Annotated in this window: 20 protein-coding genes; 9 read left to right on the forward strand and 11 right to left on the reverse strand. The window is 74.5% G+C overall.

Annotation, left to right across the window (positions count from 1 at the left end):
- Positions 1 to 74 precede the first annotated feature (74 nt).
- Positions 75 to 1,286, forward strand: a complete 1,212-nt coding sequence (locus tag G1H19_RS21585) for an acyl-CoA dehydrogenase family protein (RefSeq protein WP_152732110.1) — start codon at positions 75 to 77, stop codon at positions 1,284 to 1,286.
- Positions 1,287 to 1,350: 64 nt separating this feature from the next.
- On the opposite strand, the gene G1H19_RS21590 is transcribed toward G1H19_RS21585, so the two are convergent.
- Together G1H19_RS21590 and G1H19_RS21595 are read right to left on the reverse strand one after the other, a co-directional pair.
- Entirely contained in the window at positions 1,351 to 1,557 is a 207-nt protein-coding gene (locus G1H19_RS21590; protein WP_152732111.1) for a hypothetical protein, read from the reverse strand.
- Positions 1,554 to 3,149 (reverse strand): aldehyde dehydrogenase family protein, encoded by a 1,596-nt coding sequence (locus tag G1H19_RS21595; protein ID WP_152732112.1) that lies wholly within the window; start codon positions 3,147 to 3,149, stop codon positions 1,554 to 1,556. The genes G1H19_RS21590 and G1H19_RS21595 overlap by 4 nt, the downstream gene beginning before the upstream one ends.
- 96 nt (positions 3,150 to 3,245) lie before the next feature.
- On the opposite strand from G1H19_RS21595, the gene galE reads away from it, so the two are divergent.
- Positions 3,246 to 4,247, forward strand: coding sequence for a UDP-glucose 4-epimerase GalE (galE, locus tag G1H19_RS21600; RefSeq protein WP_152732113.1), 1,002 nt, complete (start codon positions 3,246 to 3,248; stop codon positions 4,245 to 4,247).
- Positions 4,248 to 4,348: 101 nt separating this feature from the next.
- Here the strand turns inward: galE and G1H19_RS21605 are convergent, their stop codons facing one another.
- Together G1H19_RS21605 and G1H19_RS21610 are read right to left on the reverse strand one after the other, a co-directional pair.
- A complete protein-coding gene (locus tag G1H19_RS21605; protein ID WP_152732114.1) occupies positions 4,349 to 4,687 on the reverse strand; it encodes a hypothetical protein in 339 nt (112 codons plus the stop codon).
- 104 nt (positions 4,688 to 4,791) lie between these two features.
- Positions 4,792 to 6,399 (reverse strand): LCP family protein, encoded by a 1,608-nt coding sequence (locus G1H19_RS21610; protein ID WP_235928436.1) that lies wholly within the window; start codon positions 6,397 to 6,399, stop codon positions 4,792 to 4,794.
- Positions 6,400 to 6,659: 260 nt separating this feature from the next.
- Here G1H19_RS21610 and G1H19_RS21615 point away from each other — a divergent pair, with 260 nt between their 5' ends.
- The gene (locus G1H19_RS21615) at positions 6,660 to 7,619 is read left to right on the forward strand and encodes an acyl-ACP desaturase (RefSeq protein WP_162393638.1); all 960 of its coding nucleotides are present in this window, start codon (positions 6,660 to 6,662) and stop codon (positions 7,617 to 7,619) included.
- A gap of 117 nt (positions 7,620 to 7,736) precedes the next feature.
- Positions 7,737 to 8,540, forward strand: coding sequence for an exodeoxyribonuclease III (locus G1H19_RS21620; protein WP_162393639.1), 804 nt, complete (start codon positions 7,737 to 7,739; stop codon positions 8,538 to 8,540).
- 7 nt (positions 8,541 to 8,547) lie between these two features.
- Here G1H19_RS21620 and G1H19_RS21625 read toward each other — a convergent pair whose 3' ends face one another.
- On the reverse strand, positions 8,548 to 10,104 hold the full coding sequence (locus G1H19_RS21625) for an APC family permease (RefSeq protein WP_152732116.1): 1,557 nt from the start codon (positions 10,102 to 10,104) through the stop codon (positions 8,548 to 8,550).
- A gap of 123 nt (positions 10,105 to 10,227) precedes the next feature.
- Here G1H19_RS21625 and G1H19_RS21630 point away from each other — a divergent pair, with 123 nt between their 5' ends.
- The 4 genes from G1H19_RS21630 (at position 10,228) to yaaA (ending at position 13,706) form a co-directional block, all read left to right on the forward strand.
- Positions 10,228 to 11,322 (forward strand): SPL family radical SAM protein, encoded by a 1,095-nt coding sequence (locus G1H19_RS21630; protein ID WP_152732117.1) that lies wholly within the window; start codon positions 10,228 to 10,230, stop codon positions 11,320 to 11,322.
- An 82-nt stretch (positions 11,323 to 11,404) separates the two neighbouring features.
- Positions 11,405 to 12,346 carry an NHL repeat-containing protein gene (locus tag G1H19_RS21635; protein ID WP_193616559.1) on the forward strand — a complete coding sequence of 314 codons (942 nt, stop codon included), beginning with the start codon at positions 11,405 to 11,407 and terminating at the stop codon, positions 12,344 to 12,346.
- Between the two features lie 35 nt (positions 12,347 to 12,381).
- Positions 12,382 to 12,936 carry a DUF6434 domain-containing protein gene (locus G1H19_RS21640; protein WP_162393640.1) on the forward strand — a complete coding sequence of 185 codons (555 nt, stop codon included), beginning with the start codon at positions 12,382 to 12,384 and terminating at the stop codon, positions 12,934 to 12,936.
- An 11-nt stretch (positions 12,937 to 12,947) separates the two neighbouring features.
- A complete protein-coding gene (gene yaaA, locus G1H19_RS21645) occupies positions 12,948 to 13,706 on the forward strand; it encodes a peroxide stress protein YaaA (protein WP_162393641.1) in 759 nt (252 codons plus the stop codon).
- Positions 13,707 to 13,887: 181 nt separating this feature from the next.
- Here yaaA and G1H19_RS21650 read toward each other — a convergent pair whose 3' ends face one another.
- Together G1H19_RS21650 and G1H19_RS21655 are read right to left on the reverse strand one after the other, a co-directional pair.
- On the reverse strand, positions 13,888 to 14,928 hold the full coding sequence (locus G1H19_RS21650) for an NAD(P)-dependent alcohol dehydrogenase (protein WP_322099377.1): 1,041 nt from the start codon (positions 14,926 to 14,928) through the stop codon (positions 13,888 to 13,890).
- Positions 14,929 to 15,058: 130 nt separating this feature from the next.
- Positions 15,059 to 15,559: a GNAT family N-acetyltransferase gene (locus G1H19_RS21655; RefSeq protein ID WP_162393642.1), complete on the reverse strand. Its 501-nt coding sequence runs from the start codon at positions 15,557 to 15,559 to the stop codon at positions 15,059 to 15,061.
- A gap of 51 nt (positions 15,560 to 15,610) precedes the next feature.
- On the opposite strand from G1H19_RS21655, the gene G1H19_RS21660 reads away from it, so the two are divergent.
- Positions 15,611 to 17,035, forward strand: coding sequence for an amidase (locus tag G1H19_RS21660; RefSeq protein ID WP_162393643.1), 1,425 nt, complete (start codon positions 15,611 to 15,613; stop codon positions 17,033 to 17,035).
- Positions 17,036 to 17,546: 511 nt separating this feature from the next.
- Here the strand turns inward: G1H19_RS21660 and G1H19_RS21665 are convergent.
- From G1H19_RS21665 to G1H19_RS21680, 4 genes are all read right to left on the reverse strand, one after another.
- On the reverse strand, positions 17,547 to 18,206 hold the full coding sequence (locus G1H19_RS21665; protein WP_152732119.1) for a hypothetical protein: 660 nt from the start codon (positions 18,204 to 18,206) through the stop codon (positions 17,547 to 17,549).
- A gap of 198 nt (positions 18,207 to 18,404) precedes the next feature.
- Complete coding sequence (locus tag G1H19_RS21670) at positions 18,405 to 19,235, reverse strand: DUF2382 domain-containing protein (RefSeq protein WP_152732120.1); 831 nt, start codon at positions 19,233 to 19,235, stop codon at positions 18,405 to 18,407.
- Positions 19,236 to 19,511: 276 nt separating this feature from the next.
- Positions 19,512 to 20,300, reverse strand: coding sequence for a TetR/AcrR family transcriptional regulator C-terminal domain-containing protein (locus G1H19_RS21675; protein ID WP_162393644.1), 789 nt, complete (start codon positions 20,298 to 20,300; stop codon positions 19,512 to 19,514).
- Positions 20,301 to 20,380: 80 nt separating this feature from the next.
- Complete coding sequence (locus tag G1H19_RS21680) at positions 20,381 to 25,378, reverse strand: NAD-glutamate dehydrogenase (RefSeq protein WP_152732121.1); 4,998 nt, start codon at positions 25,376 to 25,378, stop codon at positions 20,381 to 20,383.
- Positions 25,379 to 25,501 lie beyond the last annotated feature (123 nt).

Raw genomic sequence — 25,501 nt, forward strand, 5'->3', positions numbered from 1 at the left:
GCACCGGACGGCGGGGCGGCGTCGTCTCCGGGGTCGTGTGACGCGCGTCCCCTCACGGGGGTTACGTTGCGCACATGGACTTCGCACCCTCCGCCCGGGCCGAGGACGTCTGCGGGCGCATGTGGGACTTCATGCGCGAGCACGTCTTCCCCGCCGAGCCCGTCTACGACGCGTGGCGCGCCGACCGGGGTCACGACGACCACGGCCTGCCGCCGATCATGGAGCAGCTGAAGAAGGAGGCCCGCAGCCGGGGCCTGTGGAACCTGTTCCACCACGAGCTCGGGGGCCTCTCGAACCTGGAGTACGCCTCGGTCGCCGAGATCACCGGCTGGTCGCCGGTCATCGCGCCGGAGGCGATCAACTGCGGGGCACCGGACACGGGCAACATGGAGACGCTGATGCTCTTCGGCACCGACGACCAGAAGTCGCGGTGGCTGGAGCCCCTGCTGGCCGGGGAGATCCGCTCCGGCTTCGGCATGACCGAGCCGGACGTCGCTTCCTCCGACGCCCGCAACATCCAGACCTCGATCGTCCGCGACGGCGACGACTACGTGATCAACGGCCGCAAGTGGTGGACCTCCGGCGCCGCCGACGAGCGCTGCGCGATCTTCATCGTGATGGGCAAGACCGACCCGGACGGGCCGCCGCACCGCCAGCAGTCCATGATCCTGGTGCCGCGGGACACCCCGGGTCTGGAGATCGTGCGGCACCTGCCGGTGTTCGGCTACCAGGACCAGCACGGGCACTCGGAGATGCGCTTCACCGACGTGCGGGTGCCGGCGACCAACATGCTCGCCGGCGAGGGCGACGGGTTCATGATCGCCCAGGCGCGGTTGGGTCCGGGGCGGATCCACCACTGCATGCGGGCCATCGGCATGGCCGAGCGCGCCCTGGCCCTCATGGTCGAGCGGGCCAAGGCCCGGATCGCCTTCGGCCGGCCGCTGGCCGAGCAGGGCACCGTGCGGGAGGCCATCGCGCTGTCCCGCATCGAGATCGACCAGGCCCGGCTGCTGGTGCTCAAGACCGCCGACCTGATCGACAAGTACGGCGCGAAGGGCGCGCGCACCGAGATCTCGGCGATCAAGGTGGCCGCGCCCAAGGTCGCCCTGGACGTCATCGACCGGGCCATCCAGGTGCACGGCGGCGCCGGCGTCAGCGACGACACCCCGCTGGCCAGCTTCTACGCCCACGCCCGCACGCTGCGCATCGTCGACGGCCCCGACGCGGTGCACGTCCGCGGTGTGGCCAAGGAGGAGCTCGCCCGCGAGCGCCCCTACGCCGGCTGACCCTGCACACCGTCACCCCGGGGGCAGGAGGCCGGCCTCCTGCCCCCGGGTCGGCACCGGGCCGTCAGGTGGTGCGGGAGCGGCGCAGCGCAGCCCCGCCGGCCGCGGCCACGACCAGCGCCACCACCACCTGGACGACGCCCACCACCGGCTGGCCGCTGCCGAACCAGGTGGCGCTGGAGAACAGCAGCACCGCCCCCACGGCCAGCAGGGCCAGGCCCACCTGCCGCCTGCGGGCGGCGTCCTTCGACGGCGACGGCGCGCCGGTCACAGCGCCGCGGGGTAGCGGCTGTGCTCCGGGAAGTTCCCGTAGAGCAGCTCGTCGGGCGGCCCCTGGGTGACCGCCTGCACCAGCAGCGGGCCGCCGACGAAGCAGCCCAGCCAGGACGCCCCGCGCCCGCCGAAGGCCTCGGCCCGGTCACCCCGGGAGCGCGGCTTGTTGATGCCGACCTTGAAGGCCTGGACCTCTCGGGCCAGCCGGCGGGCCTTGTCCTCGTCGTCGCAGGCCAGGCTGGCGACCAGGGCGCCGTTGGAGGCGTTCATCTGGGCCAGCAGCTCGGCCTCGGAGTCGACCACCACGATGGTGTCCACCGGGCCGAACGGCTCGGTGTGCATGAGCGCGCTCGCGCCCCCGGGAGCCAGCAGGGCGACCGGTGCGACGTAGGCGGAGGTGTCCTGCCCGGTGATGAACCGGCCCTGGGCGAGGTCGCCGCGGTACAGCGGCACCGCGCCGCGGTGCATCGCGTCCTCGACCCGGCGGTGCAGCTCCTCGGCCTTGGCGGCGCTGATCACCGGCCCGAAGTCCAGCGTGGGCAGGTCGTCGCCGTCGGACTCCACGGCGAGCGGGTGCCCGAAGCGCAGGGACTGCACCACCGGCAGGTAGGTGGCCAGGAACCTGTCGACCAGCTCCCGCTGGACGACGTAGCGCGGGTAGGCGGTGCAGCGCTGCTTGCCGTACTCGAAGCCCTTGCGCAGGTGCGCGGCCAGCCCGTCCCAGTCGGAGAAGTCCCAGATGCCCCAGGCGTTGAGGCCCTCCTGCTCCAGCATGTGCCGCTTGCCGGTGTCCAGCAGGTTCGCCGCCACCTTCCCGCCGTTGGAGCGGCCGCCGACGAAGGCCAGCGCGCCGATCTCGGGGGAGCGCACGAGCACGCTGGACAGCTCCGCGCCGCCACCGGACAGCAGGGTGACCGGCAGCCCGGCCCGCACCATCAGCGCGTGCGCCAGGGTCAGGCAGGTCGCCCCGCCCTGGGACGGCGTCTTCGCCAGCACGGCGTTGCCGGCCAGCAGCTGCACCAGCTCGGAGTGCACCAGCACCGACATGGGGTAGTTCCAGCTGGCGATGTTGCTCACCGGGCCGGCCAGCGGCTCCCGGCCGACGAGCATGTCGTCGATCTCCTCGACGTACCAGCGCACGCCGTCCAGGGCCCGGTCGACGTCGGCGCAGGCCAGCTTCCACGGCTTGCCGATCTCCCAGGACAGCAGCAGCGCGAGCTCGTCGCGGGCGTCGACCATCATGTCGACCGCGGCGCTCACCCGGGCCTTGCGCTCGGCCAGCGGTGTCCGGGCCCAGTCCCGGTGCGCGGCCGCTGCGGCCAGCACGGCGTGCTGCGCCTCGCCCGCCGACAGCCGGGGGAGACCGGTCAACCGGGTGCCGTCCACGGGGCTGACGAGGGGCTCGGGGTCGCCGATCGGCCGCCAGCTGCCGTCGATCAGGTTGTGCAGGCGGTCGGTGCCGAAGGCTTCCGGCGCGAGGTCGGCCGCCCTGCCCAGGACGGCGGCCCACTCCGTGCCGGGCTTCACGTGCAGGGCCGGGACCGACGGGGCCGCCGCGGGAGGGGAAGGCCGGGTCATCGAGGCTGTCATGGCCACACGATGCCAGCACACGCGGGCTCCCGGGGCAGTCGGCCCCACCGCACGGTCTCGGTTACCCCGTGCGGGGTACCGCCTACCCTGCCCGCCATGACGTGGCTGGTGACCGGGGGAGCCGGGTACATCGGGTCGCACGTGGTGCGGTCCATGACGGCGCGCGGGCTGGACGTGGTGGTGCTCGACGACCTGTCGACCGGGCTGGAGCGGCGCCTGGACGACGCCACCGTCGTGCGCGCGTCACTGCTCGACGAGTCGGCGGTCCGGGAGGTCCTCGCCCGGCACGGGGTCCGCGGGATCGTGCACCTGGCGGGCAAGAAGCAGGTCGCCGAGTCCGTGGCCCGGCCGATGCACTACTACGAGCAGAACGTCGGCGGCCTGCGCCGGCTGCTCGCCGCGGCCGCCGACGCCGACGTCGGGTCGTTCGTGTTCTCCTCCAGCGCCGCCGTCTACGGCGAGCCCGACGTCGCCCGGGTGACCGAGGACCTGCCCTGCCGGCCGGTGAACCCCTACGGCGAGACGAAGCTGGTCGGTGAGTGGATGGTGCGCGACGTCGCCCGGGCCACCGGGATGGCCTACGCCAACCTCCGCTACTTCAACGTGGTCGGGGCCGCCGACCCGGTGCTCGCCGACACCGCCGTCGCGAACCTGGTGACCCAGGTGTTCGCCCGGGTCGACGCGGGCGAGCCGCCGGCGGTCTTCGGCGGCGACTACGACACCGCGGACGGGACGTGCGTGCGGGACTTCGTGCACGTCGCCGACATCGCCTCGGCGCACGTGGCCGCCGCCTCCGCGCTGGCCGACGGCGGGCAGCGGGCGCTCACGCTGAACCTCGGGCGGGGGGAGGAGACCACCGTCGCCGAGGTCTGTGCGGTGATCGGCACCGTGCTCGCCGGGGCGGGGGTGCCGACGCTGCCGCCGGTGGTGACCGCGCGGCGCCCCGGCGACCCGGCCCGGGTGGTCGCCGACGTGCGGCGCGCGGAGAGTGCGCTGGGATGGCGGGCCGAGCGGGACCTCGTGGACATGGTCGCCTCGGCGTGGGCCGGGTGGTGCGCCCACCGGGCCGAGCCGGCGGCGGACCAGCCGGAGGGCTGACCAACGGCCGTCCCTCGCCGCCGTGCGCGACGGAGTCCAGGACCGACGGTCAGGGCCGGGCGGTGGTCAGGGTCGAGCGGTGGTGTGCGGGTCGAGGGCGGTCAGTGCACGCGGGCCGTGCGGGGCCGGGGGCCGGCGGGACGCAGGCCGCGCGGCCGGACGCACCCGCGGCGGCGGCCGCGGACCCGGCGGGAGCGCAGCCGCATCGGGGCACCGGAGTGGGCGAAGGCGTGCAGCGCAGGGACGACGTCGGGGCACCGGTCCTCGAGCGGGGCGTCCAGCGGGTCGGTCCCGGTGCCGACGGGTCCACGCGTCCTGTCCGGCACCACGGCAGCGGTCCGCTCCGGGGTGCGCACCCGGCGGCGCGGCCGGCGTCCGGCCGCGTCGAGCAGCAGCCAGGACAGGGTGATGCAGCAGGCGAGCAGCAGGGTCCCGGTCACAGGGACGTGATCGGCGGCTCCGGTGGGGGCCTTGACCGCTGACCGCACCGCCCCACCCGACCGGGGGGGGACCGAGCTGTCCGGCGCACCGGCGGCAGGCCGGGTCAGCCGCCCCTGGTCGGCGGCTGGCCCGCGGCGATGGCCGCCTGGGCGGCGACCGGGTCGTAGGCGCACACGTTCGACACGTCGTCGCCCACGGCACCGGTCGGCGCGGGCGCCGGGGTCGTCGGCACGGCTGCCGGTGTCGGCGCCGTCGTCGTCGGTGCGGTGGTGGGTGCGGTCGTGCCGCCCGGGCCGGTGGGAGCAGCCGTGTCGGCGCCGAGGGCCTGCTGCACCAGCGAGCGGATCCGCGGGTAGTCCGGGTAGGCCGGGTCGATCACCGTGTCATCGAACACGACGCTGCGGATGCCGGCGTCCTTGACCAGGAAGGCCAGGTCGACGAAGTCCGAGAGCACCGCCTGCGGGATGTCGGTGCTGACGATCTGGGCCGTGGTGGCGGCCAGCCGCTGGTACTGGCTGAGCAGCGTCACCGGGTCCGCGGCGGCGACGATGGCGTCCAGCACGCAGCGCTGGCGGTCCATCCGCTGGTAGTCCGAGAGCCCGAAGCGCCCGCGGGCGAAGTCGAGCGCCCGCGGGCCGCTCATCGTCTGGTCCGGGCCGGGGGCGATGTAGGAGTCGGGCAGGATGCCGCGCGTCGGTTCACCGCCGACCGGTACGTAGTAGTTGACGTTCACCGTGATGCCGCCCAGGGCGTCCACCAGCTGGCTGAAGCCGTCCAGGTTGACCAGCACGAAGTAGTCGATCGGCAGCCCCAGCGCCTCGCCGACCCCGAGCTTGAGCCAGTCGGCGCCGGGGTCGCTGCTGGGCCCCAGGGCGTCGGGGTACGTCGCCGGGCCGTTGCGGTAGACGGCGTTCAGCAGGCCCTCGCTCTCCGAGGCGCCGACGAACCCCCGGGGGTACAGCGCGGCGAGCGGGCTGCTCGCCGGGAAGGGCAGGTTCTCCAGGTTGCGCGGCAGGCTGAACAGCGTCGTCCGGCCGGTCGCGGTCTCGATGCTGGCCACGATCACCGTGTCGGTGCGCACGCCCTCGCGCCCGGCGCCGCCGTCCCCGCCCAGCAGCAGGACGTTGACCCGCTCCTTGTCCCCGAAGGGGTCGGCCGCGTCCGGCGGCGGCACGATGGTCGCGCTCTGCCGGTCGTCGGCGAACACGGAGTCGATCAGCCCGCGCTGGGTGTTGGCCAGGCGCACCCCGGCCACCGACGGCGCCACCACGGCGCCCACGAGCAGCAGCACCACCAAGGTGCCGACCGCGTGCTGCCAGCCGCGCGCGCGGCGCGGCAGCAGCATCCGGTAGCCGGCGAGCACGACGATGACCCACAGCGTCGCGGCGGCGACGATCGCGGCCACCAGCCAGGTCAGCTGCGTGGGGTCGACCGAGGCGCGCACCGCGGTGCGGCGCCCGGCCGTGGCCAGCCAGACGGCGCCGGCGACGACCAGCAGGAAGACCGTGAGGGTGACCAGCCCGAGCCGGCGTCGCCCGGCGGCCAGGAACGCGACCCCCGGGACGACGGCACCGAGCACGGTCAGGCCGACGGCCCGGCCGAACGACGGTGCCACGTGCCGGCCGCCGACGCCGGTGCTGCCCTCGGCGGGGCCGGCACCGGCCGGCGGCCGGTCGGGTGCCGGCGTCTGCTCGTCGCGGGTCACGCCCACGACGCCGTCCTGGTCCTGGTCATCCCGACCATGGTCGCACCGTCGGCGCGCCGAGGCCGACTCGCCGAGGACCACGGACCCCGATCGAGGTGCACGCCACGCGCCGGGCGGGCGCGTACCGACGCGGCGGCAGCAGGCGGTGATCCGGCGGTCACCGCAGGCATGGGGTGACCGGCCGCGGGTACTGACCTCGTTGGCACCCAACCACCTGCTGCGCCGTACCGTGGCCTGCAGGAAGGTCCCGCTCACCAGGAGGTACCGTGTCCGATCCCTCGCAGACAGACCTGCTCCGGGAGCTCGAGCCGGTCGTCGAGAAGAACCTGGACCGGCACATCTCCATGGCCCAGGAGTGGCACCCGCACGACTACGTCCCGTGGTCGCAGGGGCGCGACTTCGCCTTCCTCGGCGGTGAGGACTGGGCGCCGGAGCAGTCCCGGCTGGACGAGACGGCGAAGGCCGCGCTCATCACGAACCTGCTGACCGAGGACAACCTGCCCAGCTACCACCGGGAGATCGCCACCAACTTCGGCACCGACGGCGCCTGGGGCACCTGGGTCGGCCGCTGGACCGCCGAGGAGAACCGGCACGGCATCGCGCTGCGCGACTACCTCGTCGTCACCCGCGGCGTCGACCCCGTGGAGCTCGAGCGTGCCCGGATGGACTACATGACCTCGGGTTACGACTCCGGGGACAAGACCGCACTGGAGGCCGTCGCCTACGTGTCCTTCCAGGAGCTGGCCACCCGGGTGAGCCACCGGAACACCGGCAAGGCCACCGGCGACCCGATCGCGGACAAGCTGCTCGCCCGGATCGCCAAGGACGAGAACCTGCACATGGTCTTCTACCGGAACCTGGTCGCGGCGGCCTTCGACATCGCGCCGGACGACACCATGAAGGCCGTGACCAAGGAGGTCGTCGGCTTCGAGATGCCCGGCGCCACCATGGCCGGCTTCCGGAAGAACTCGGTGATCATCGCCAAGGCCGGGATCTACGACCTGCGACTGCACCACGACGACGTCGTCTCGCCCGTCCTGCGGGCGTGGAACGTCTTCGAGCGCACCGACCTCGGCCCCGAGGGCGAGGCCGCCCGCGACGAGCTCGCGGCGTTCATGGACGGCCTGGACGCCCAGGCCACCAAGTTCGTGGAGAGCCGGGAGCGGATGCGCGCCCGCATGCAGGCCCGCTCCGACGAGAGAATCCGCCCCCTCGCCCAGGCCTGAGCCCAGCGTTGATCAGCTCAGCTGATCACAGTCCCGCCGAGCTCACCAACGTTGGTGCCTGCGGCCAGCGTTGATCAGCTCAGCTGATCAAGGCTGGCCCGCCTAGGGTGGGTTCCCGTGCGCCTCGCCACCTGGAACGTCAACAGCATCCGCAGCCGGGTCGACCGGGTCGCCGCCTGGCTGGAGCGCCAGGACGTCGACGTCCTGGCGCTGCAGGAGACCAAGTGCAAGGACGACCAGTTCCCGGAGGAACGGTTCACCGCGCTCGGGTACCAGGTGGCGCACGTGGGGCTGAACCAGTGGAACGGCGTCGCGCTGCTCTCCCGGGTGGGCCTGGACGACGTCCAGGTGGGGTTCCCCGGCCAGCCGACCTGGTCGGCCAAGGAGGGCGTGGAGCCCGCCGTGGAGGCCCGCGCCATCGGCGCGACCTGCGGCGGGGTGCGGGTGTGGAGCCTGTACGTGCCCAACGGGCGCCAGCTCGGCGACCCGCACCTGGACTACAAGCTGGCCTGGCTGGAGGCCCTGCGGGTGACCGCGGGGGAGTGGCTCGCGCAGGACGCCGAGGCCCAGGTCGCGCTGGTGGGGGACTGGAACATCGCCCCGCAGGACGACGACGTGTGGGACATGTCGGTGTTCAGCCACTCCACCCACGTGTCCCCGCCCGAGCGGGCCGCCTTCCGGGCGGTGGTGGAGGCCGGCTACACCGACGTGGTGCGCCCGCACGCGCCCGGCCCCGGCGTCTACACGTACTGGGACTACACCCAGCTGCGCTTCCCGCGGCGGGAGGGCATGCGGATCGACTTCGTGCTCGGCTCCCCTGCGCTCACCCGCCGGGTCAGCGGTGCGCTGATCGACCGGCAGGAGCGCAAGGGCAAGGGCGCCAGCGACCACGCGCCGGTGGTCGTCGAGCTGGGGGAGTGAGCCTCGCTCAGGTCGTCGACCGCTCGGCCGGCTCGACCGGGCGCGACCGGGCGACGTGCCGCCGTCCGGCGGTCCAGAACGCGGTGGCGATGCCGACGAAGACGGCCAGCGGCACCAGCTCGGTGAGCAGGTAGAGCCACTTCTCGTCCTGCGCCCAGCCGTCGAGCCGGTAGTCCTCGCCGAACCACTCGTCGCCCAGGCCGGGGAAGAGCAGCTGCACGGTGGCGAAGGCGATCCAGGCCGAGGAGACCACGGTGAGCAGCCCCAGGGCGGGCGCGCGGTAGGGGCGCGGCCGGTCGGGGTCGGCGCGGCGCAGCTTCCAGGCCGCCGGGAAGATGCCCAGGTAGGAGATCAGCGTGGTGGAGATGGCCAGCGCCAGCACGACGCCGAAGAACTTGCCCAGGTCACCGTCGGTGATCTCGGTGGCGGCCACGAACACCACGCTGGCCAGCACGCCGGAGAGCACGTTGACCCGCAGCGGGGTGCCGAAGCGGGCGGAGAACGCCCCCAGGTAGCGCGGGCCGGCGCCGTCGTAGCAGGAGACGGCCAGCGTGCGGTCCGAGCCCATGATCCAGGTGAGCCCGGACGTGAAGGCGACCAGCGCGACCAGGGCGCCGAGCAGGTACCCGACGCCGGTGCCGAAGCCGCTGAGGGTGGCGGTCACCGTGCCGTCGGGGGCGGTGGTCACCTCGCCGCCGAAGACGGTGAGCGACTGCCGGATCGCCTCGGGGAACCCGGACAGCCCGCTGGCCTGATCCGTGGGCAGCACCAGCAGGATGCCGAGCAGCGGGATGCCGTACAGCAGCCCGGTGGCGACGACGGACTTCCGGATGCCGGCCGGGACGTCCTTCGCGGCGTCCGTCATCTCCTCGCCGGCCGCGCTGGGCAGCTCGAAGCCGACCAGGCTGAACAGCACCAGGGGCACCAGCGCCACGAACCCGCTGAAGCTCGGTCCGTACTCGGCGAGGCTGGGCCCGTCGAAGCCGTTCTCGGCCCCGTAGGCGACCACCAGCACGCTGAACACGCCGAGCAGCAGGAACCGGGCCAGCGCCCCGATGGTGGCCACCCACTTGCCGACCCGGAAGGACAGGATCGCGAACAGCGTCCCGGCCCAGATGAACACCCCGGCGAACACGTAGGTGAACGGCGTGGAGAAGTCCTCGCCGCCGTTGTAGAAGACCACCAGCCCGCCCAGCGCGGTGCCGACCAGCGTGCCGCCCATCCACACCGGGTTGGTGACCCAGTAGAAGAAGTTGTTCACCGCCCCGGCGAGGTGGCCGAAGGCCATCCGCACCCACACGTACGGCCCGCCCTCGGCGGGGTACGCAGCACCCAGCTCGGCCAGCAGCATCGACGACGGCACCGCGAACAGCAGCAGGCAGATCAGCAGCCAGCTGAAGCCCTCGCCGCCGACCGTGGCCAGGGTGCCCAGCCCGTCGATCCCGACCAGGGTGCAGACGAGGAAGAAGAAGATGTCCACCCGGCCGAAGTGCTGCTGGAGCTTCGACCTCTCCTCGGCCGCGCCGGCCGGCTCGACCTGCTCCGGGTCAAACGTCATCGTCATGGTCGAGCCACCTCCGCACCGGGAACCGTTGCGTGGAGCATCGGTGACGCACGTTTCCGTCGTGTGACCCGGCACGCACGGTGTGCGGGAGGGCCCGCTCCGGGCGGCGTGTTGTCCTCGGTGATGACCTCCGCAGCGCCCACCGCCCCCGCCCGCCCCCGCCTCTGGACGCCGTCCCGCGTGCTCGTCACCCGCTCGGCCGCCGCGCTGCCGCACGGCCGCCGCATCCTGGAACGCCTCGAGTCCGCCGGGGTGCGCGACGTCGAGCTGCTGTCCGGCGACCGGCTGCCCAACCTGCGCGGGGACGGCGACCGGGCCGCGTTCATGGCCGCCAAGCAGACCCTCGCCGTCGTGGTGGGCGCGCCGTCGAAGCGGCGGCTGCAGCCGATCCCGCCGTCGGCGGACTGGCGCTTCGACCTGGCCGAGGGCTGCCCGGCGCACTGCCAGTACTGCTACCTCGCCGGGTCGCTGACCGGCCCGCCGATCACCCGCGTGTTCGCCGACCTGGACGACGTCCTGGCCTCGCTGGACGGCTACGTCGGCCGCGGCGGCGTCACCAGCGGCACCGTGGAGCGCGGCGGGGAGGGCACCACGTTCGAGGCGTCCTGCTACACCGACCCGCTGGCCATCGAGCACGTCACCGGCGGGCTGGCCCGGGCGATCACCCACGTCGGCACGCACGACTGGTCGGGCCCGGTGCAGCTGCGGGCCACCACCAAGTTCGACGACGTCGCCGGCCTGCTCGACCTGCCGCACCACGGCCGCACCCGGCTGCGCTTCTCGGTCAACGCCGCACTGGTCGCCCGCCGCTTCGAGGGCGCCACCGCGTCGGTGCCCGCCCGGCTGGCCGCCCTGGGCACGGTGGCCCGGGCCGGCTACCCGGTGGGCCTGACGATCGCCCCGATCATGCCGGTCGAGGACTGGCGGGCCGGCTACGGCGAGCTGCTGGACGCCGTCGGCGCGGTGCTGCCCGACGGCGCCGACCTCACCGTCGAGTGCATCACCCACCGGTTCACCCCGAACAGCAAGGCGACGCTGACCGACTGGTACCCGCGCACCCGGCTGGAGATGGACGAGGACCTGCGCGTGCAGAAGCGCGGCAAGTTCGGCGCGGTCAAGCACGTGTACCCGAAGCCGGTGATGGGCGAGCTGCGCAGCTGGTTCGCCGGCGCGATCGCCGAGCGGCTGCCCGAGGCCCAGCTGCTGTACTGGACCTGACCCCGGCACGGACGCTGACGGGCGGCCCACGATCGGATGACGCACGATCGACCTGTCCGCCCCCAGCCCCGGAGGTACTCCCGTGCGTCGTCCCGCCACCGCCCTGCTCGCCACCGTCGCGTCGGTCGCCCTGACGTCGGTGCTGCTCGCCACCCCCGCGTCGGCCGGCACCCGGCTGCCCGAGACCGTGCCGCTGCCCGCCGGCTTCCAGCCCGAGGGCATCACCTCCGGCCCCGGCACCACCTTCTACGTCGGCTCCCGCACCACCGGCGCGATCTACCGCGGCGACCTGCGCACCGGTGAGGGCGCGGTGCTGGTGCCCGGTGCCACCGGCGAGGCCGCCATCGGCACCGAGTACGACCCGGCCACCGGCCGGCTCTGGGTCGCCGGCGGGAACAGCGGCGAGATCACGGTCTACGACGCCGCCAGCGGCACGCTGCTGGGCAGCTGGACGCCGGGCGGCACCGGCTTCCTCAACGACCTCACCGTCACCCCCGACGCCGTCTACGTCACCGACTCGAACGTCGCCCAGCTGATCGTGGTGCCGACCCCGGGCGGGGTGCTGCCGGATCAGGCACAGAAGCTGCCGCTGACCGGCGACATCGCCTTCACCCCGGGGGTGATCAACGCCAACGGCATCGAGGACGCCCGGGGCGGGCAGGTGCTGCTGGTCGTGCAGAGCAACACCGGGCTGCTGTTCGCCGTCGACCCGGAGACGGGCGTCGCCACCACCGTCGACCTGGGCGGTGCCTCGCTGAGCAACGGCGACGGCCTGCTGCTGCAGGGCTCGACGCTGTACGCGGTGCGCAACCGGCTCAACGAGATCGTCCGGATCCGACTGCACCTGGCGCCCGGCGCACCCTCGGGCCAGGTGGTCGACACGCTCACCGACCCGGACTTCGACGTCCCGACGACGGTCACCCAGGCCGCCGGCCGGCTGTTCGCGGTCAACGCCCGCTTCGGCGTCGCCTCGCCGGAGGCGGCGTCCTACGACGTCGTCCTGGTGGACCGCTCGCGCGACTGAGCCGCCGCGGCGCCCGGCGGTGCGATGATCCGGGCGTGCCCGAGTCCCGACCGCCGCTGACGCCCGCGCTGTCCGGGGCGGAGTTGCGCCGTTGGTACTGGCTGCGTGCGGAGCTCGCCCCCCTCGCCCGCACCCTCGGCGTCCCGGGCGGCGGGGGCAAGCAGGAGCTGACCGACCGGCTGGCCGCCGCGCTCGACGGCCGGCCGGTCGCCCCGGCGCCCCGGCGGGGGGTCGGCGCGGCCCGGCTGCCCGAGCCGCTCACCGAGGCGACCGTGCTGCCGGCCGGCCAGCGGTGCACGCAGCAGCTGCGGGCGTGGTTCACCGCCCAGGTCGGGCCCGCGTTCCGCTTCGACGGGCCGATGCGGGAGTTCGTCGCCGGCGGCGCCGGGCGCACGCTCGGCGACGCGCTCGAGCACTGGCACACCACCCGGGCCCGGCCCCGCGGCGAGATCGGCGAGCAGTTCGAGCTGAACCGGTTCGTCCGCGCCTGGCACCTGCAGCACCCGGACGGCGCCCGGGCCGACGCGCTCGCCGCCTGGCGGGCCCATCGCGCCCTGCCCGTGGACGCCCGCGAGGCGAGCGCCCCCTAGGCTGGCTCGTCGTGCTCGTGCTGCTGCCCCCGTCGGAGACCAAACACCCCGGCGGCGACGGCGCCCCGCTCGACCTGCCCGGTCTCAGCTCCCCGGAGCTGAACCCGGTGCGCGAGCGGCTCGTGGCCGCGGTGGAGGCCCTGGCCGCCGACGTGCCGGCGTCCCGGGCGGCGCTGGGTCTCGGCCGCACCCAGGACGACGAGATCGCCCGCAACGCCGCCGTCCGCAGCGCGCCCACGCTGCCGGCGCTGGACCGTTACACCGGCGTGCTCTACGACGCCCTCGACGTCCGGTCGTTCACCCGGGGCCAGCGCCGGCGGGCCGACGCCCGGCTGGCGGTGGGCTCGGCGCTGTTCGGCCTGCTGCGCGGGGGTGACCGGGTACCGGCCTACCGGCTGTCCGCCGGCTCCCAGCTGCCCGGGCTGCCCACGCTGCGGGCACTGTGGAAGCCAGTGCTGACCCCGGTGCTGGCCGGCGCGGGCGAGCTGGTGGTGGACCTGCGCTCCGGCGGCTACGCGGACCTGGCGCCGGTGCCGGGCGCGGTGACCGTGCAGGTGCTCAGCGAGCGCCCGGACGGCACCCGCTCGGTGGTCAGCCACTTCAACAAGGCGCACAAGGGCCGGATCGCCCGACTGCTCGCGCTCACCACCGCCGAGCCGGACTCCGTCGTGCGGCTGCGGGCGCTGCTGCGCCGGGCCGGGTTGCACGTGGAACACCACGCGCCCGAGGAGCTCACCCTGGTGGTGCCTGCCGACGCCGTCGTGCGCTGATCCGGCCACGACGTCCGTGCGCGCGGTGCCCCGGCAGCATGCGCCCCGGCGCTGGCGGGGCCGGAGCACCGGTGCTCGAACCGTGGCGCACGAGGGCTCGCGCGGTGTCGCGCGTGCTCCTGCGGTGCTGCACCACCGCAGGAGCGGCAGGGACACCGCAGGAGCAGCGGCAGGGACCGGGTCAGACGGTGCTGGCGTCGATGACGAAGCGGTAGCGCACGTCGGAGGCCACGATCCGCTCGTAGGCCTCGTCGATCTGGTCGGCGGAGATGACCTCGATCTCGGCGCCCAGGCCGTGCTCGGCGCAGAAGTCCAGCATCTCCTGGGTCTCCCGGATGCCACCGATCTTCGAGCCGGCCAGGCTGCGCCGGTTCTGGATCAGCGAGAAGGCGGCCTCGGTCATCGGCTGCTCGGGGGCGCCGACCTCGACGAGGGTGCCGTTGACCCGGAGCATGCCGAGGTAGGCGTCCAGGTCGAGGGTCGCCGACACGGTGTTGACGATCAGGTCGAAGCGCCCGCGCAGCTGCTGGAAGGTCTCCGGGTCGCTGGTGGCGAAGAAGTGGTCGGCGCCCAGGCGCAGGCCGTCCTCCTGCTTCTTGAGGCTCTGCGACAGCACGGTCACCTCGGCGCCGAGCGCGTGCGCGATCTTGACGCCCATGTGGCCGAGGCCGCCGAGGCCCACGACGGCGACCTTGGTGCCGGGGCCGGCGCCCCAGTGCTTCAGCGGGCTGTACAGGGTGATGCCGGCGCACAGCAGCGGGGCGGCGACGTCCAGGCCGATGCCCTCGGGGATGCCGAGCACGTAGTCCTGGGCGACGACGATCTGCTGGGAGTAGCCGCCGTCGGTGGGCTTGCCGTCCTGCACGCCGCCGTAGGTGCCGGTCTCGCCCTGGAGGCAGTACTGCTCCTCACCGGCCAGGCAGTTCTCGCACTCGCGGCAGGAGTCCACGAAGCAGCCGACGCCGACCCGGTCGCCGACGGCGTACTTCGTCACCGCGCTGCCGACCTCGGCGACGGTGCCGGCGATCTCGTGGCCGGGCACCAGCGGGTAGTTCGTGGCACCCCACTCACCGCGCGCGGTGTGGATGTCGGAGTGGCAGATGCCGGCGTAGGCGATGTCGATCCGCACGTCCTCCGGGCGCAGGTCGCGGCGCTCGATCGTGGTGCGCTGGAAGGGCACGCGGGGGCCGGCGGTGGAGCGGGCGTTCACGGTGGTGGGCACGGTGCTGGGCTCCTCGGATCGGGTGCGGGGCCGGCGCGGTCCACAGGACGCACACGCCGTCCCCTCCTGGCTACCCCGGTCACGTCCACATTGCTCGCCGCGCATGTGGCGACCTGCGTCACGCCGTCCCTCAGGGGGCGAGCGGCTTCTCGAACCAGCGGACGTCGTGGAAGCGACCGAACTTGAAGCCCACCTCACCCAGCGTGCCGACGACCGCGAACCCGAACCGCCGGTGCAGCGCCTCGGATGCCGGGTTGGGCAGCGCCACGGCGGCGTAGGCCCGGTGCAGGCCCTGATCGGCCAGCGCGTCGAACAGGCCTGCGTAGAGCGCCGAGCCCAGCCCCTGCCCGACGGCGCCCGCCCGCAGGTAGACGCTGGTCTCCACCGAGGTGTCGTAGGCGGCGCGCGGGCGGAACCGGCTGCTGGCCGCGAACCCCTGCACCCGCCCGTCGACCTCGGCCACCACGACGCGGTGCGGGCCGCCGGCGTGCCCTGCGAGCCATTCGCGGCGGGCGGCCTCGTCGGGTGGGTCGACGTCGAAGGTGGCGGTGCCGGTCAGCACGTGGTGCGCGTACACCTCGGTGAGGGCGGGGACGTCGTCGGCGGTGGCGGGTCGCACGGTGGTGGGCACGCTGCATCCTGACCCGGGCCGCCCGCGCGGTGCTGCACTAGCGTCCGCGGGGTGAGCGACGAGGACCTCTGCACCCGCCCGGCCACCGAGCTGGCGGCGATGGTGCGCGCCCGGGAGGTGAGCGCCCGCGAGCTGCTGGAGGCGCACCTGGCCCGGATCGAGCGGCTCGACCCGCTGGTCAACGCGATCGTCACGCTCGACTCGGAGGGCGCCCGCGCGGCCGCGGACGCCGCCGACGCGCAGCTGGCCTCCGGCGCCCCGCTGGGTCCGCTGCACGGGCTGCCGGTGGCCCACAAGGACACCCACCAGACCGGGGGCATGCGCACCACCTGGGGCTCGCCGCTGCACCGGGACACGGTGCCGGCCCGCGACGAGCTGGTGGTCGCCCGGTTGCGGGCCGCCGGTGCGGTCCGGGTCGGCAAGACCAACGTGCCGGAGTTCGCGGCCGGGTCGCACACCTTCAACACGCTCTTCGGGGCCACCCACAACCCGTACCGGCACGGCTTCTCCGCCGGCGGCTCGTCGGGTGGCGCGGCCGCGGCGCTGGCCGCCGGGCTGGTCCCGGTCGCCGAGGGCAGCGACATGGGCGGCTCGCTGCGCAACCCGGCGGCGTTCTGCAACGTGGTCGGCCTGCGGCCCACGCCGGGTCGGGTGCCCAGCCACCCGACGGCGACGGCCTGGTCGCAGCTGTCGGTGCAGGGCCCGATGGGCCGCACGGTCGCCGACGTCGCCCTGGGCCTGTCGGTGCTGGCCGGGCCGGACCCGCGGGTGCCGATCTCGCTGGCGGCGGAGCCGGGGCTGGCCGCGCCGCTGCCCACGGAGCTGACCGGGCTGCGGGTCGCCTGGGCGCCCACGCTGGGCGGCCGGGTCCCGGTCGACCCGGCCGTGCTCAGCACGTTGGAGGCGTCGCTGGGCGTGTTCGGCGAGCTGGGCGCCACGGTGGAGGAGGACTGCCCCGACCTGACCGGCGCCGACGAGGTGTTCGGGACCCTCCGGGCCTGGCTGTTCGACGCGAGCTTCGGTGACCTGGTGCGCCGGCACCCGGACCAGGTGAAACAGACGATCCGCTGGAACGCCGCGGTCGGGGCAGCGCTCACCGGCGCCGACCTGGCCCGGGCCGAGGTCGCGCACACCCGGTTGTACGAGCGGGTGGTCGCGTTCTTCGACCGCTACGACGTGCTGCTGGCGCCCACCACGCAGGTGCTGCCGTTCCCGGTGGAGACGGAGTACCCCACCGAGGTGGACGGGGTGGAGCTGGCCGACTACGTCGCCTGGATGCGCTCGTGCACGTTGGTCTCGGCCACCGGCTGCCCGGCGCTGTCGGTGCCCGGGGGCTTCTCGCCGGACGGTCTGCCGGTGGGGCTGCAGGTCGTCGGCGCCCCGCGCGCGGACCGCCGGGTGCTGGAGGTGGGGCACGCCTTCGAGCAGGCCACCGGCTTCGGCTTGCGTCGCCCGGCGTTCTCGACCGCTGTCTAGGCTTCTCTAGCGCATGGGTGAGACGGAGACAGAGACTGGTCGGCTCTTCTCCGCTCGTCAGCACCCGACCTCGGACCGCCACCCGCTCAGCCGACGCTTGCGTCACTCCTGACGCCCGGTGATCAGGGCCCGGTGATCAGGGTCCGGTGATCAGGGCCCGGTGACGGGCTGACCTGTCCCCGCGCCACCGCCCCGACCAGGACCTGGAGCACAGTTGTGCTCTGCTCGCTGTACGCGAGCAGAGCACAAGCCTCCGCAGAAGGGTGTCCGGTCGGCGGAGAGGGCCGGTTCGTCCACATGTGCCGACGGGCGGCCGCTTCGTCCACGAGTGTCGGCACGGTCGAGGCGGGGCGCACCGGCGCCCGCGCGGGTGTGCCGGCCGCGCCACGGTGCGCGGCGGCGCGCTGGGAGAGCTGCAGAACACCGCACGATGCCGGCTCGCAGTCCCACCCCAGGACAGCACGGGACCCCGGTCACCTGACGGTGACCGGGGTCGCGGGGGAGTGCGGGGTCAGGCGGTGAAGCCTGCGCGGTCCACCTTGCGGTGGTAGCGCTCGCCGAGTTTGCCACCCAGGATCGCGCCGATCAGCGTGACGATCAGCGTGGCCACCAGGGCGACGATGCCCGCGGTGGTCATCGTGCTGCCGCTGAAGGGCAGGCTGGGCAGGTTGAGCTGGGAGAGCACGTCGTACTGCGAGCCGGCCACGGCGACCAGGACGCCCAGGGCGATGGTCACGAGCAGACCGATCACCCAGACCGCGATGCCCTGCTTCATGCCGTCGAAGCGGGCCATGCGGCCGGCGACGTAGCCACCGGCGAGGTAGGCCAGGAACAGCACGACCAGCAGTGCGATGCCGCCGGCGATGCCGATGGTGTCCGCGGCACCCCCGGTGGCGGCGTCGGCCGCGGCGTCGGTGCTGACGCCCTGGCTCAGGCCGAAGGCGACCCCGGCCGCGGAGAGCAACGCGAGCAGGATGACGGCCAGGCCGTTGGCCGACAGCCAGCCGAAGAAGGCGGCTCCCCACTTGATGCCACCGAAGCGGGCGTGCTGGGCGTCGACGGCGTCGCGCGCCGCTCCCTTGGTCGGGTGCGCACCGGCATTGCCGGCGACGTTGTCGCTGAAGCTGGTGGCGCGCTGGGCGGCACCGGTGGTGTGGTCGGGCTGGTTCATCGGGTGCTCCTGGAGGTCGGTGCGGGTGGGTCCGGGCGCCACTGCGGTGGTCCGGCGGCGGTCCCGGAGGCGCCTGCACAGCGCTGCCGGTGCGGCAGCGGAGGAGGGCGGGGACCCTGTGGGGGTTGCTGGAACTGGCCGGACTGCCGGGCCCGCTGCTGGCGCTGTGCCGTCAGCGGGCCCGGGAGGCGGGGTGGGTCAGCGACGCGTGCGGACGTCCGCGTCGGTGTCGGCCTCGATCTGCTCCTTGCGGACCGTGTCGGTGACCGTCTCGGTCGACGTCACCGTCTCGGTGTCCAGTCGCACGCGCTCGACCGGCACGGTCTCCTTGGCGACCACGGGGCGCTCGGCGTGCAGCGTGACCTCGTGCTCCTCCTCGGAGATGGCCGGGCCGTCGTAGGCCGCGCCGCGGTTGGCCTCGGTGATCGGCTCGCGCTCGATCCGCACCTCCTCGCGGCGGACCGGGACGGTCTGCGTCACGTTCTCGCTGACGATGTGCTTGCGCAGCCGGGCGCGGCCGGTCTCCACCCGCTGGGTGCCGACGTGCAGCTGCTCCTCCGACCGCGTCATCGCGTCGTCCGTGATGGGGCCGGAGGTGTCGTGGCCGACGGTGCCGTGGTGGTTCGTGTCGGTCCCGGTGACCTGGCCGGTGGTCTGGCCGGTGAGGCCCTGCCCCGCGGTGCCCGTCGTCGTCGTGTTCGTGTCCGTGGTGGTGTTGCCGGAGAAGCCGTAGTAGCGGTACAGCTCCTCCTCCTCCTGCGGGTCGAGGTGACCGTCGACGTCGACCTTCGGGGCGCCCTTGACCTGGCCCTTCTCGACCGGGAGCCGCAGGTCGCCACCGGAGAAGGTGGCCTCGCCGGCCGGCACGAAGGTCTCCTTGGTGCCGAACAGGCCGGTGTGCACGGTGATCCAGGACGGCTGGCCGGTCTGGTCGTCCAGGTAGAGCTGGCCGACCTTGCCGATCTTGTCGCCGTCGCGGTCGTAGGCGGTGCTGCCGATCACCTGGTCGAGCTGGGTCTCGCTGAGCATGGAGTTCTCCCGTTCTCGGTGTGGTGCTGGGGTGGCACTGGACTGTGGGCGGCTGCAGGGCCCCGGGGGTCTCGTGCGCCGCGGCTCTTGACTGCCCAGGTGCTTTACGTTGTAAACACGGTGCTGCGCCGAGAGCGCCCCTCGGGTCGGGGCGCGCGGCCGTGCTGGAGGCACCGCTGCAGTGGTGGTACCCGCATGGGTCGCCGGCGACACCCGGCGGTCCCGAGTGCGGTGCCCGGTGCGGCGCCTGGGCCGTCCGGCGCCGCGGTGGGCGGGTCAGGAGGTGGAGCGGCGGGCCGAGCGGGCGGAGGACTCCTCCAGCACCCGCCCGAGACGCTCGATCAGGGTCTCCAGCGACTCCTCGAACTCCGCGGCGGACTCGTCCCGGGAGAGCAGCGGCTCCAGCCGGTCGATCGTCGGGTGCTGCTCGAGGTCGGCGGTCGCGTCCGCCGCCCCGCCCTCCGGCTCGTCCTCCGGGCTGATCTTGACGCCGCGGTGCGACACCTCGAGCAGCAGGTGGCCGAGCAGGAAGCTGGAGTACGCCCGGTAGGCGGCCACCGCCGCCTCGTCGGAGAACCCGGCGGCGAGCAGCGCGTCCAGGAAGGTCTCCAGCCAGCGCAGGCTGCGCAGCGGCGGGCGCAACCACGGCGCCGCCGGTGGCCGGGTGGCGATCAGCGGGAACACCTCGGGGTGGGCCAACGCGATGCGACGCACCCCGTGGGCCAGTCGCTGCAGGAAGTCCTGCCAGCCGTGCTGGGCCTGCATGTGCACGTCCGGGTCGCCGTACAGCTCGTCGATCACCGTCTCGACGACGCCGTCGAGCAGGTTCTCCCGGCCCGGCACGTACCGGTACAGCGCCATCGCCTCGACGCCCAGGTGCGCGCCGAGCCGGCGCATCGTCAGGGCCCCGAGGCCGTGCTGGTCGATGTACTCCACGGCGGCGCCGAGCACCCGCCGACGGTCCAACCCGCGGCGGCCGGTGTCCGGCGGCCCGGCGGGCAGCACCGCCGCCGATGCTCCCCGGCCCTCGGGCGAGTCCGGGTCGTGCTCGCGCTCGTCGTCCACGCACCGGCCCCTCTCACCTGCGGTGACCCCCCGATCGGCCCCGACTCTGCCACCTGGTGACCGAGCGGGGACCGGGGGGCTCAGGTGCGCCGGCGCAGCCCCCGCAGGGTCCGGACGGCGACGACGAGCTCGGCCAGCTCGTGCCGGTCGCCGTTGGACAGCTCGGCCAGCTGCGCGGCGGCGCGGCGCTGCGTGGTGTCCCAGCGCTGCACCCAGCCGTCCACCAGCGCGACCGGCCCGTCGTCGTCCCCGTCGCGCAGCGCCAGCACGTCGGCGGTGAGCGCGGCCTGCTCCGCGGCGAGGTCGTCGCGCAGCGACGCCCGGGCCATCGAGGGCCACCGGCGGTCGCGGGGCAGGCCGATCACCAGCTCGCGCAGCGGCACCAGCTGCAGGTGCTCGCCGAGCCGGTGCATCACCTGACCGGCCTGGGCCAGCGGCGCCCCGGTCCGCTCGGCGACCACCGCCAGGTCCAGGGCGACCGGCAGCACCGGCGCGGTGGCCGCTTCCGCGGCGAGGTCGGCGGGCACCCCGGCGGCCCGGAACTCGGCCTCGCGGGCGGCGTGGGCGGTGGCGTCCGGGCCGAGCAGCCAGTCGGGCAGACCCGCCCGCACCTCGGCGACCGGACCGGCGAAACGGCCGGTCACGCCGGTCAGCGACGGCGCGGGCTCCGCGGACAGCTCCGGCACCCGCAGCAGCCAGCGGGCGGCCCGCTCGGCCAGCCGGGTCGCCTCGGTGCGCAGCTGCACCTGGACGGCGGCCGGCACCCGGTTGTCCAGGGCGCGGGCGGAGTCCCACATGCGGTCGATGTCGAACACGGCGCGGGCCACCGCGTGCGCGCGCACCACGGTGACCAGCGGCGCACCGGTCTCCTCGGCGAGCCGGAACAGGCCGGTCACACCGGCCACGTTCACCGCACGGTTGGTGATCGAAGTGGCGATGATCTCCCGGCGCAGCGGGTGGGCGGCGACCGCGTCGGGGAAGCGCCGGCGCAGCGGGGCCGGGAAGTAGGAGGTGAGCAGCGGCCCCAGCGCCGGGTCGTCGGGCAGCGTGGAGTGCAGCACCGCGTCGGCCACCTCGAGCTTGGCGTAGGCCAGCAGCACCGACAGCTCCGGGCCGGTGAGCGCGGAGCCGTCCCGCCGGCGCTCGCCGATCGCCCGGTCGTCGGGCAGGTCCTCCACCGCGCGGTCGAGCCGGCCGGAGAGCTCCAGGGCCCGGATGAACCGCTGGTGGGCGTCGAGCAGCCCGCGGGCGGCGGAGCACTCGGCGGCCAGCGCGGCGTTCTGGTCGTAGTTGTCCGCCAGCACCCCGGCGGCGACGTCGTCGCTCATCTCGGCCAGCAGGGCGACCCGGCCCTCGGCGTCCAGCTGCCCGGCCCGGACGACCCGGTCCAGGGCGATCTTGATGTTGACCTCGTGGTCGGAGGTGTCCACGCCGGCGGAGTTGTCGATGGCGTCGGTGTTCACCCGGCCGCCGGCCAGCGCGTACTCGACCCGGCCGCGCTGGGTGAGCCCCAGGTTGCCGCCCTCGCCGACGACCCGCACCCGCAGCTGCTCGCCGTCGACCCGCACGGCGTCGTTGGCCTTGTCGCCGACGTCGAGGTGGCTCTGCGCCGAGGACTTCACGTAGGTGCCGATGCCGCCGTTGAACAGCAGGTCGACCGGCGCCAGCAGCACCGCGCGCACCAGCTCGCCCGGGGTCAGGTGGTCGACGCCGTCGTCCAGGCCCAGGGCGCGGCGGGCGGGCTCGCTGATCGGCACCGACTTGGCGGTGCGCGGCCACACGCCGCCGCCGGCGGAGATCAGCGAGCTGTCGTAGTCGGCCCAGGAGGAGCGGGGCAGCTCGAACAGCCGCCGGCGCTCGGCGAAGGACGTCGCGGCGTGCGGGTCGGGGTCGACGAAGACGTGCCGGTGGTCGAAGGCGGCCACCAGGCGCAGGTGCTCGGACAGCAGCATCCCGTTGCCGAACACGTCCCCGGACATGTCGCCGACGCCGACGACGGTGACCTCCTGGCTCTGGGTGTCCACGCCCAGCTCGCGGAAGTGCCGGGTCACCGACTCCCAGGCGCCACGGGCGGTGATGCCCATGGCCTTGTGGTCGTAGCCGACCGAGCCGCCGGAGGCGAAGGCGTCGCCGAGCCAGAAAGCGCGCTCCAGCGCCACCGAGTTGGCCAGGTCGGAGAAGGTCGCGGTGCCCTTGTCCGCCGCGACCACCAGGTAGGTGTCGTCGCCGTCGTGCCGCACGACCCGCTCGGGCGGCACGACCTCGCCGTCGCGCAGGTCGTCGGTGAGCGAGAGCAGCGCGTTGATGAAGATGCGGTAGCAGGCCTGGCCCTCGGCCAGCACCTCGTCCCGGGTGGCGCCCTCGGGGGTGGGCCGCAGCGGCACGAAGCCGCCCTTGGCGCCGGTCGGCACGATGACGGTGTTCTTCACCGTCTGGGCCTTGACCAGGCCGAGCACCTCGGTGCGCAGGTCCTCCCGGCGGTCGCTCCAGCGCAGCCCGCCGCGGGCGACGGCACCGAAGCGCAGGTGCACGCCCATCACCCGGGGCGAGCTGACCCAGATCTCCCGGGCGGGGCGGGGCTCGGGCAGGTCCGGGACGGCGTGCGGGTCGAGCTTGAGCACCAGCGGCGCGCCCCCGGCGAAGGCCCCGGTGGTGTAGGCCGACGTGCGCTGGGTGGCGCAGACCGCGGCGAACAGCGCGGACAGCACCCGGTCCTGGTCCAGGGAGTCCACGGCGGCGATGCGCTCGCGCAGCACGTCGGCCAGCCGGGTCTCCCGGCGTGCCCGGTCACCGAGCAGGTCGGGGTCGAAGCGCACCCGGAACAGCTCCAGCAGCGCGGCCACCACCTGCGGGTGGGCGGCGAGGGACTCCTCGACGTAGCTCTGGCCGAAGGGCAGCCCGCCCTGGCGCAGCCACTGCACGTAGCCGCGCACCACGGCGACCTGCCGCCAGTCCAGGCCGGCGGCGAGCACCAGCGCGCCCAGCCCGTCGTCCTCGGCGTCGCCGCGCCAGACGGCGGCGACGGCCTCGGTGAACCGGGTGGCCAGGGTGTGCGCGGCCGGCGGGTCGATGCCGGTGGAGGTGGCGGTGAGCCCGAAGTCGTACACCCAGGCCAGCGGGGCACCGATCCGGTCGATCTCGTAGGGCCGCTCGTCGACGACGTCCACGCCCATGTGCTGGAGCACCGGCAGCACGTCGGACAGCAGCAGCCGCTCGCCCACCCGGTAGACGGTGAGCCGGCGCTCGCCGGGCTCGGCCGTTCCCGGGGCCTGCAGCTTCAGCGCGATCTCACCCGGCGCGAGCGCGTCGAGGCGGGCGAGGTCCTCCACGGCGGTGGTGGCCGGGAAGTCCTCCTGGTAGGCGGCCGGGAAGGCGTCGGCGACCCGGGCCAGCCGCCGTTCGGCCTCCGCCCCGTGCCGGGCGGCGAGGGCGTCGGCGAGGTCGTCGGTCCAGCTGCGGGCGGCGGCGGCCAGCGCGGCCTCCAGCGCCGGGACGTCGACGTCGGGCAGCGTCGTCCCGCCGCGACGGTCGACCGGCACCCGGACGACGAAGTGCAGCCGGGTGAGCACCGACTCGGTGGACCGGGCCGTGTACTCGATGCTGGTGCCGCCCAGGCGCTCGAGCAGCAGCTGCTGCATGGCCAGCCGGACGTCGGTGGTGTACCGGTCGCGGGGCAGGTAGACCAGGGCGGAGAAGAACCGGCCGAACGGGTCGCGGCGCAGGAACAGCCGGGTCTGCCGGCGTTCGCGCAGGTGCAGCACGGCCAGCGACACCGGCAGCAGCTCGTCGGCGTCGACCTGCAGCAGCTCGTCGCTGGGGTAGCTCTCCAGGACGTCGAGCAGCTCCTTGCCCGAGTGGCTGTCCGCGGGCACCCCGGAGCGGTCCAGCACGGCGGCGACGGTGCGCCGGAGCACCGGCACCTCCCGCACGCTGCCGGTGAGGCCCGCGGCGGGGAACAGCCCGACCAGCCGGTGCTGGCGCACGGCGCCCTCGGGCGTGGGCAGCCGCACCGCGACGACGTCGAGCCAGGCCGGCCGGTGCACGGTGGCCCGGGCGTCGCCCTTGGTGACCAGCAGCGGGCCGTGCTCGGCGGCGGCCGTGGACGGTGGGACCACGCGCTGGCCGTCGTCGTCGCTGCGCAGCACGCCGAGCCCGGAGCCGGGCACCGCGGTGACGGTGGTGGCGCCGTCGGCGGCGGTGGTCACGTCGACGTCGCGGGCGCCCAGGAAGACGAAGTTGCCCTCGGTGAGCCAGCGCAGCAACGCCGCACCCTCGCGCGCGCCCGCGGCCGCGTCGGCGTCCTCGCCGGGGGGCAGGGCCTCCAGCCGGTCGGCGAGCTCGGCGGCCCGGGCGCGCAGCTTGGCGCCGTCCTCGTGCACGCCGCGGACGTCGCCGAGCACGGTGCGCAGGCCGGCGACCAGGTCGGTGGCCGCCTCCTCGTCGAGCGGGGCGTCGAGCACGACGACCATCCACGACTCGGCCAGCGCGTCGCTGCCGCAGGTGGCGGGGTCGCCGCTGTCGCAGAAGGCCAACAGCCGGCCGGCGAGGTCGCGGCGCACCACGACCACCGGGTGGACGACGTGGTCCAGCGTGATGCCCTGGCGGACGATCTCGGCGGTGACCGAGTCGACCAGGAACGGCATGTCGTCGGTGACCACGCGCACCACCGGCCGGCTGCCGGCCCGGGAGACGTCGACCAGGGCGCTGCCCTGCGGCCGGACGGCGGCCAGGGCCAGGTGGTCCAGGGCGAGCCGGGCGAGCTCGGCGGGCTCGTGGTCGACGACCTCGGCGGCGGGCTCCCCGCCGTAGAAGCGGTGCATGAGCGCCGGTACCTCGGCGGCCGCGACACCGGCGGGCAGGGCGGCGCCGTCGAGCTGCCCGACGACCGCCTCGGCGGCCTGGTCGAGCAGGTGCCGCTTCTCGTCCTGGGCCGCCTGCAGGCTGGCCAGGTCCGGGGGCACGAGGGAGGCCGACAGGCCGTCCGTGGCGTCGTGCGCCGGACCGTCGTCGTCGGGGTCCGGGGGCAGGGCGGGCGCCCGGGTGCTCGTCGAACCGGAGGGCGACCCAGGGCTGACCATGTCGGCCCACGGTAGTGGCCCGGGCGCGCGCCCGTCATCACGAGCGCCCCCTCGGCGCGTCCCGCCGGTCAGGGCCGCTGGGACCCCGGCTCGCCATCGTGACCGCCTGGAACGGCCCCCTCG

The organism is Goekera deserti (assembly GCF_010685995.1).
GTDB lineage: Bacteria > Actinomycetota > Actinomycetes > Mycobacteriales > Geodermatophilaceae > Goekera > Goekera deserti.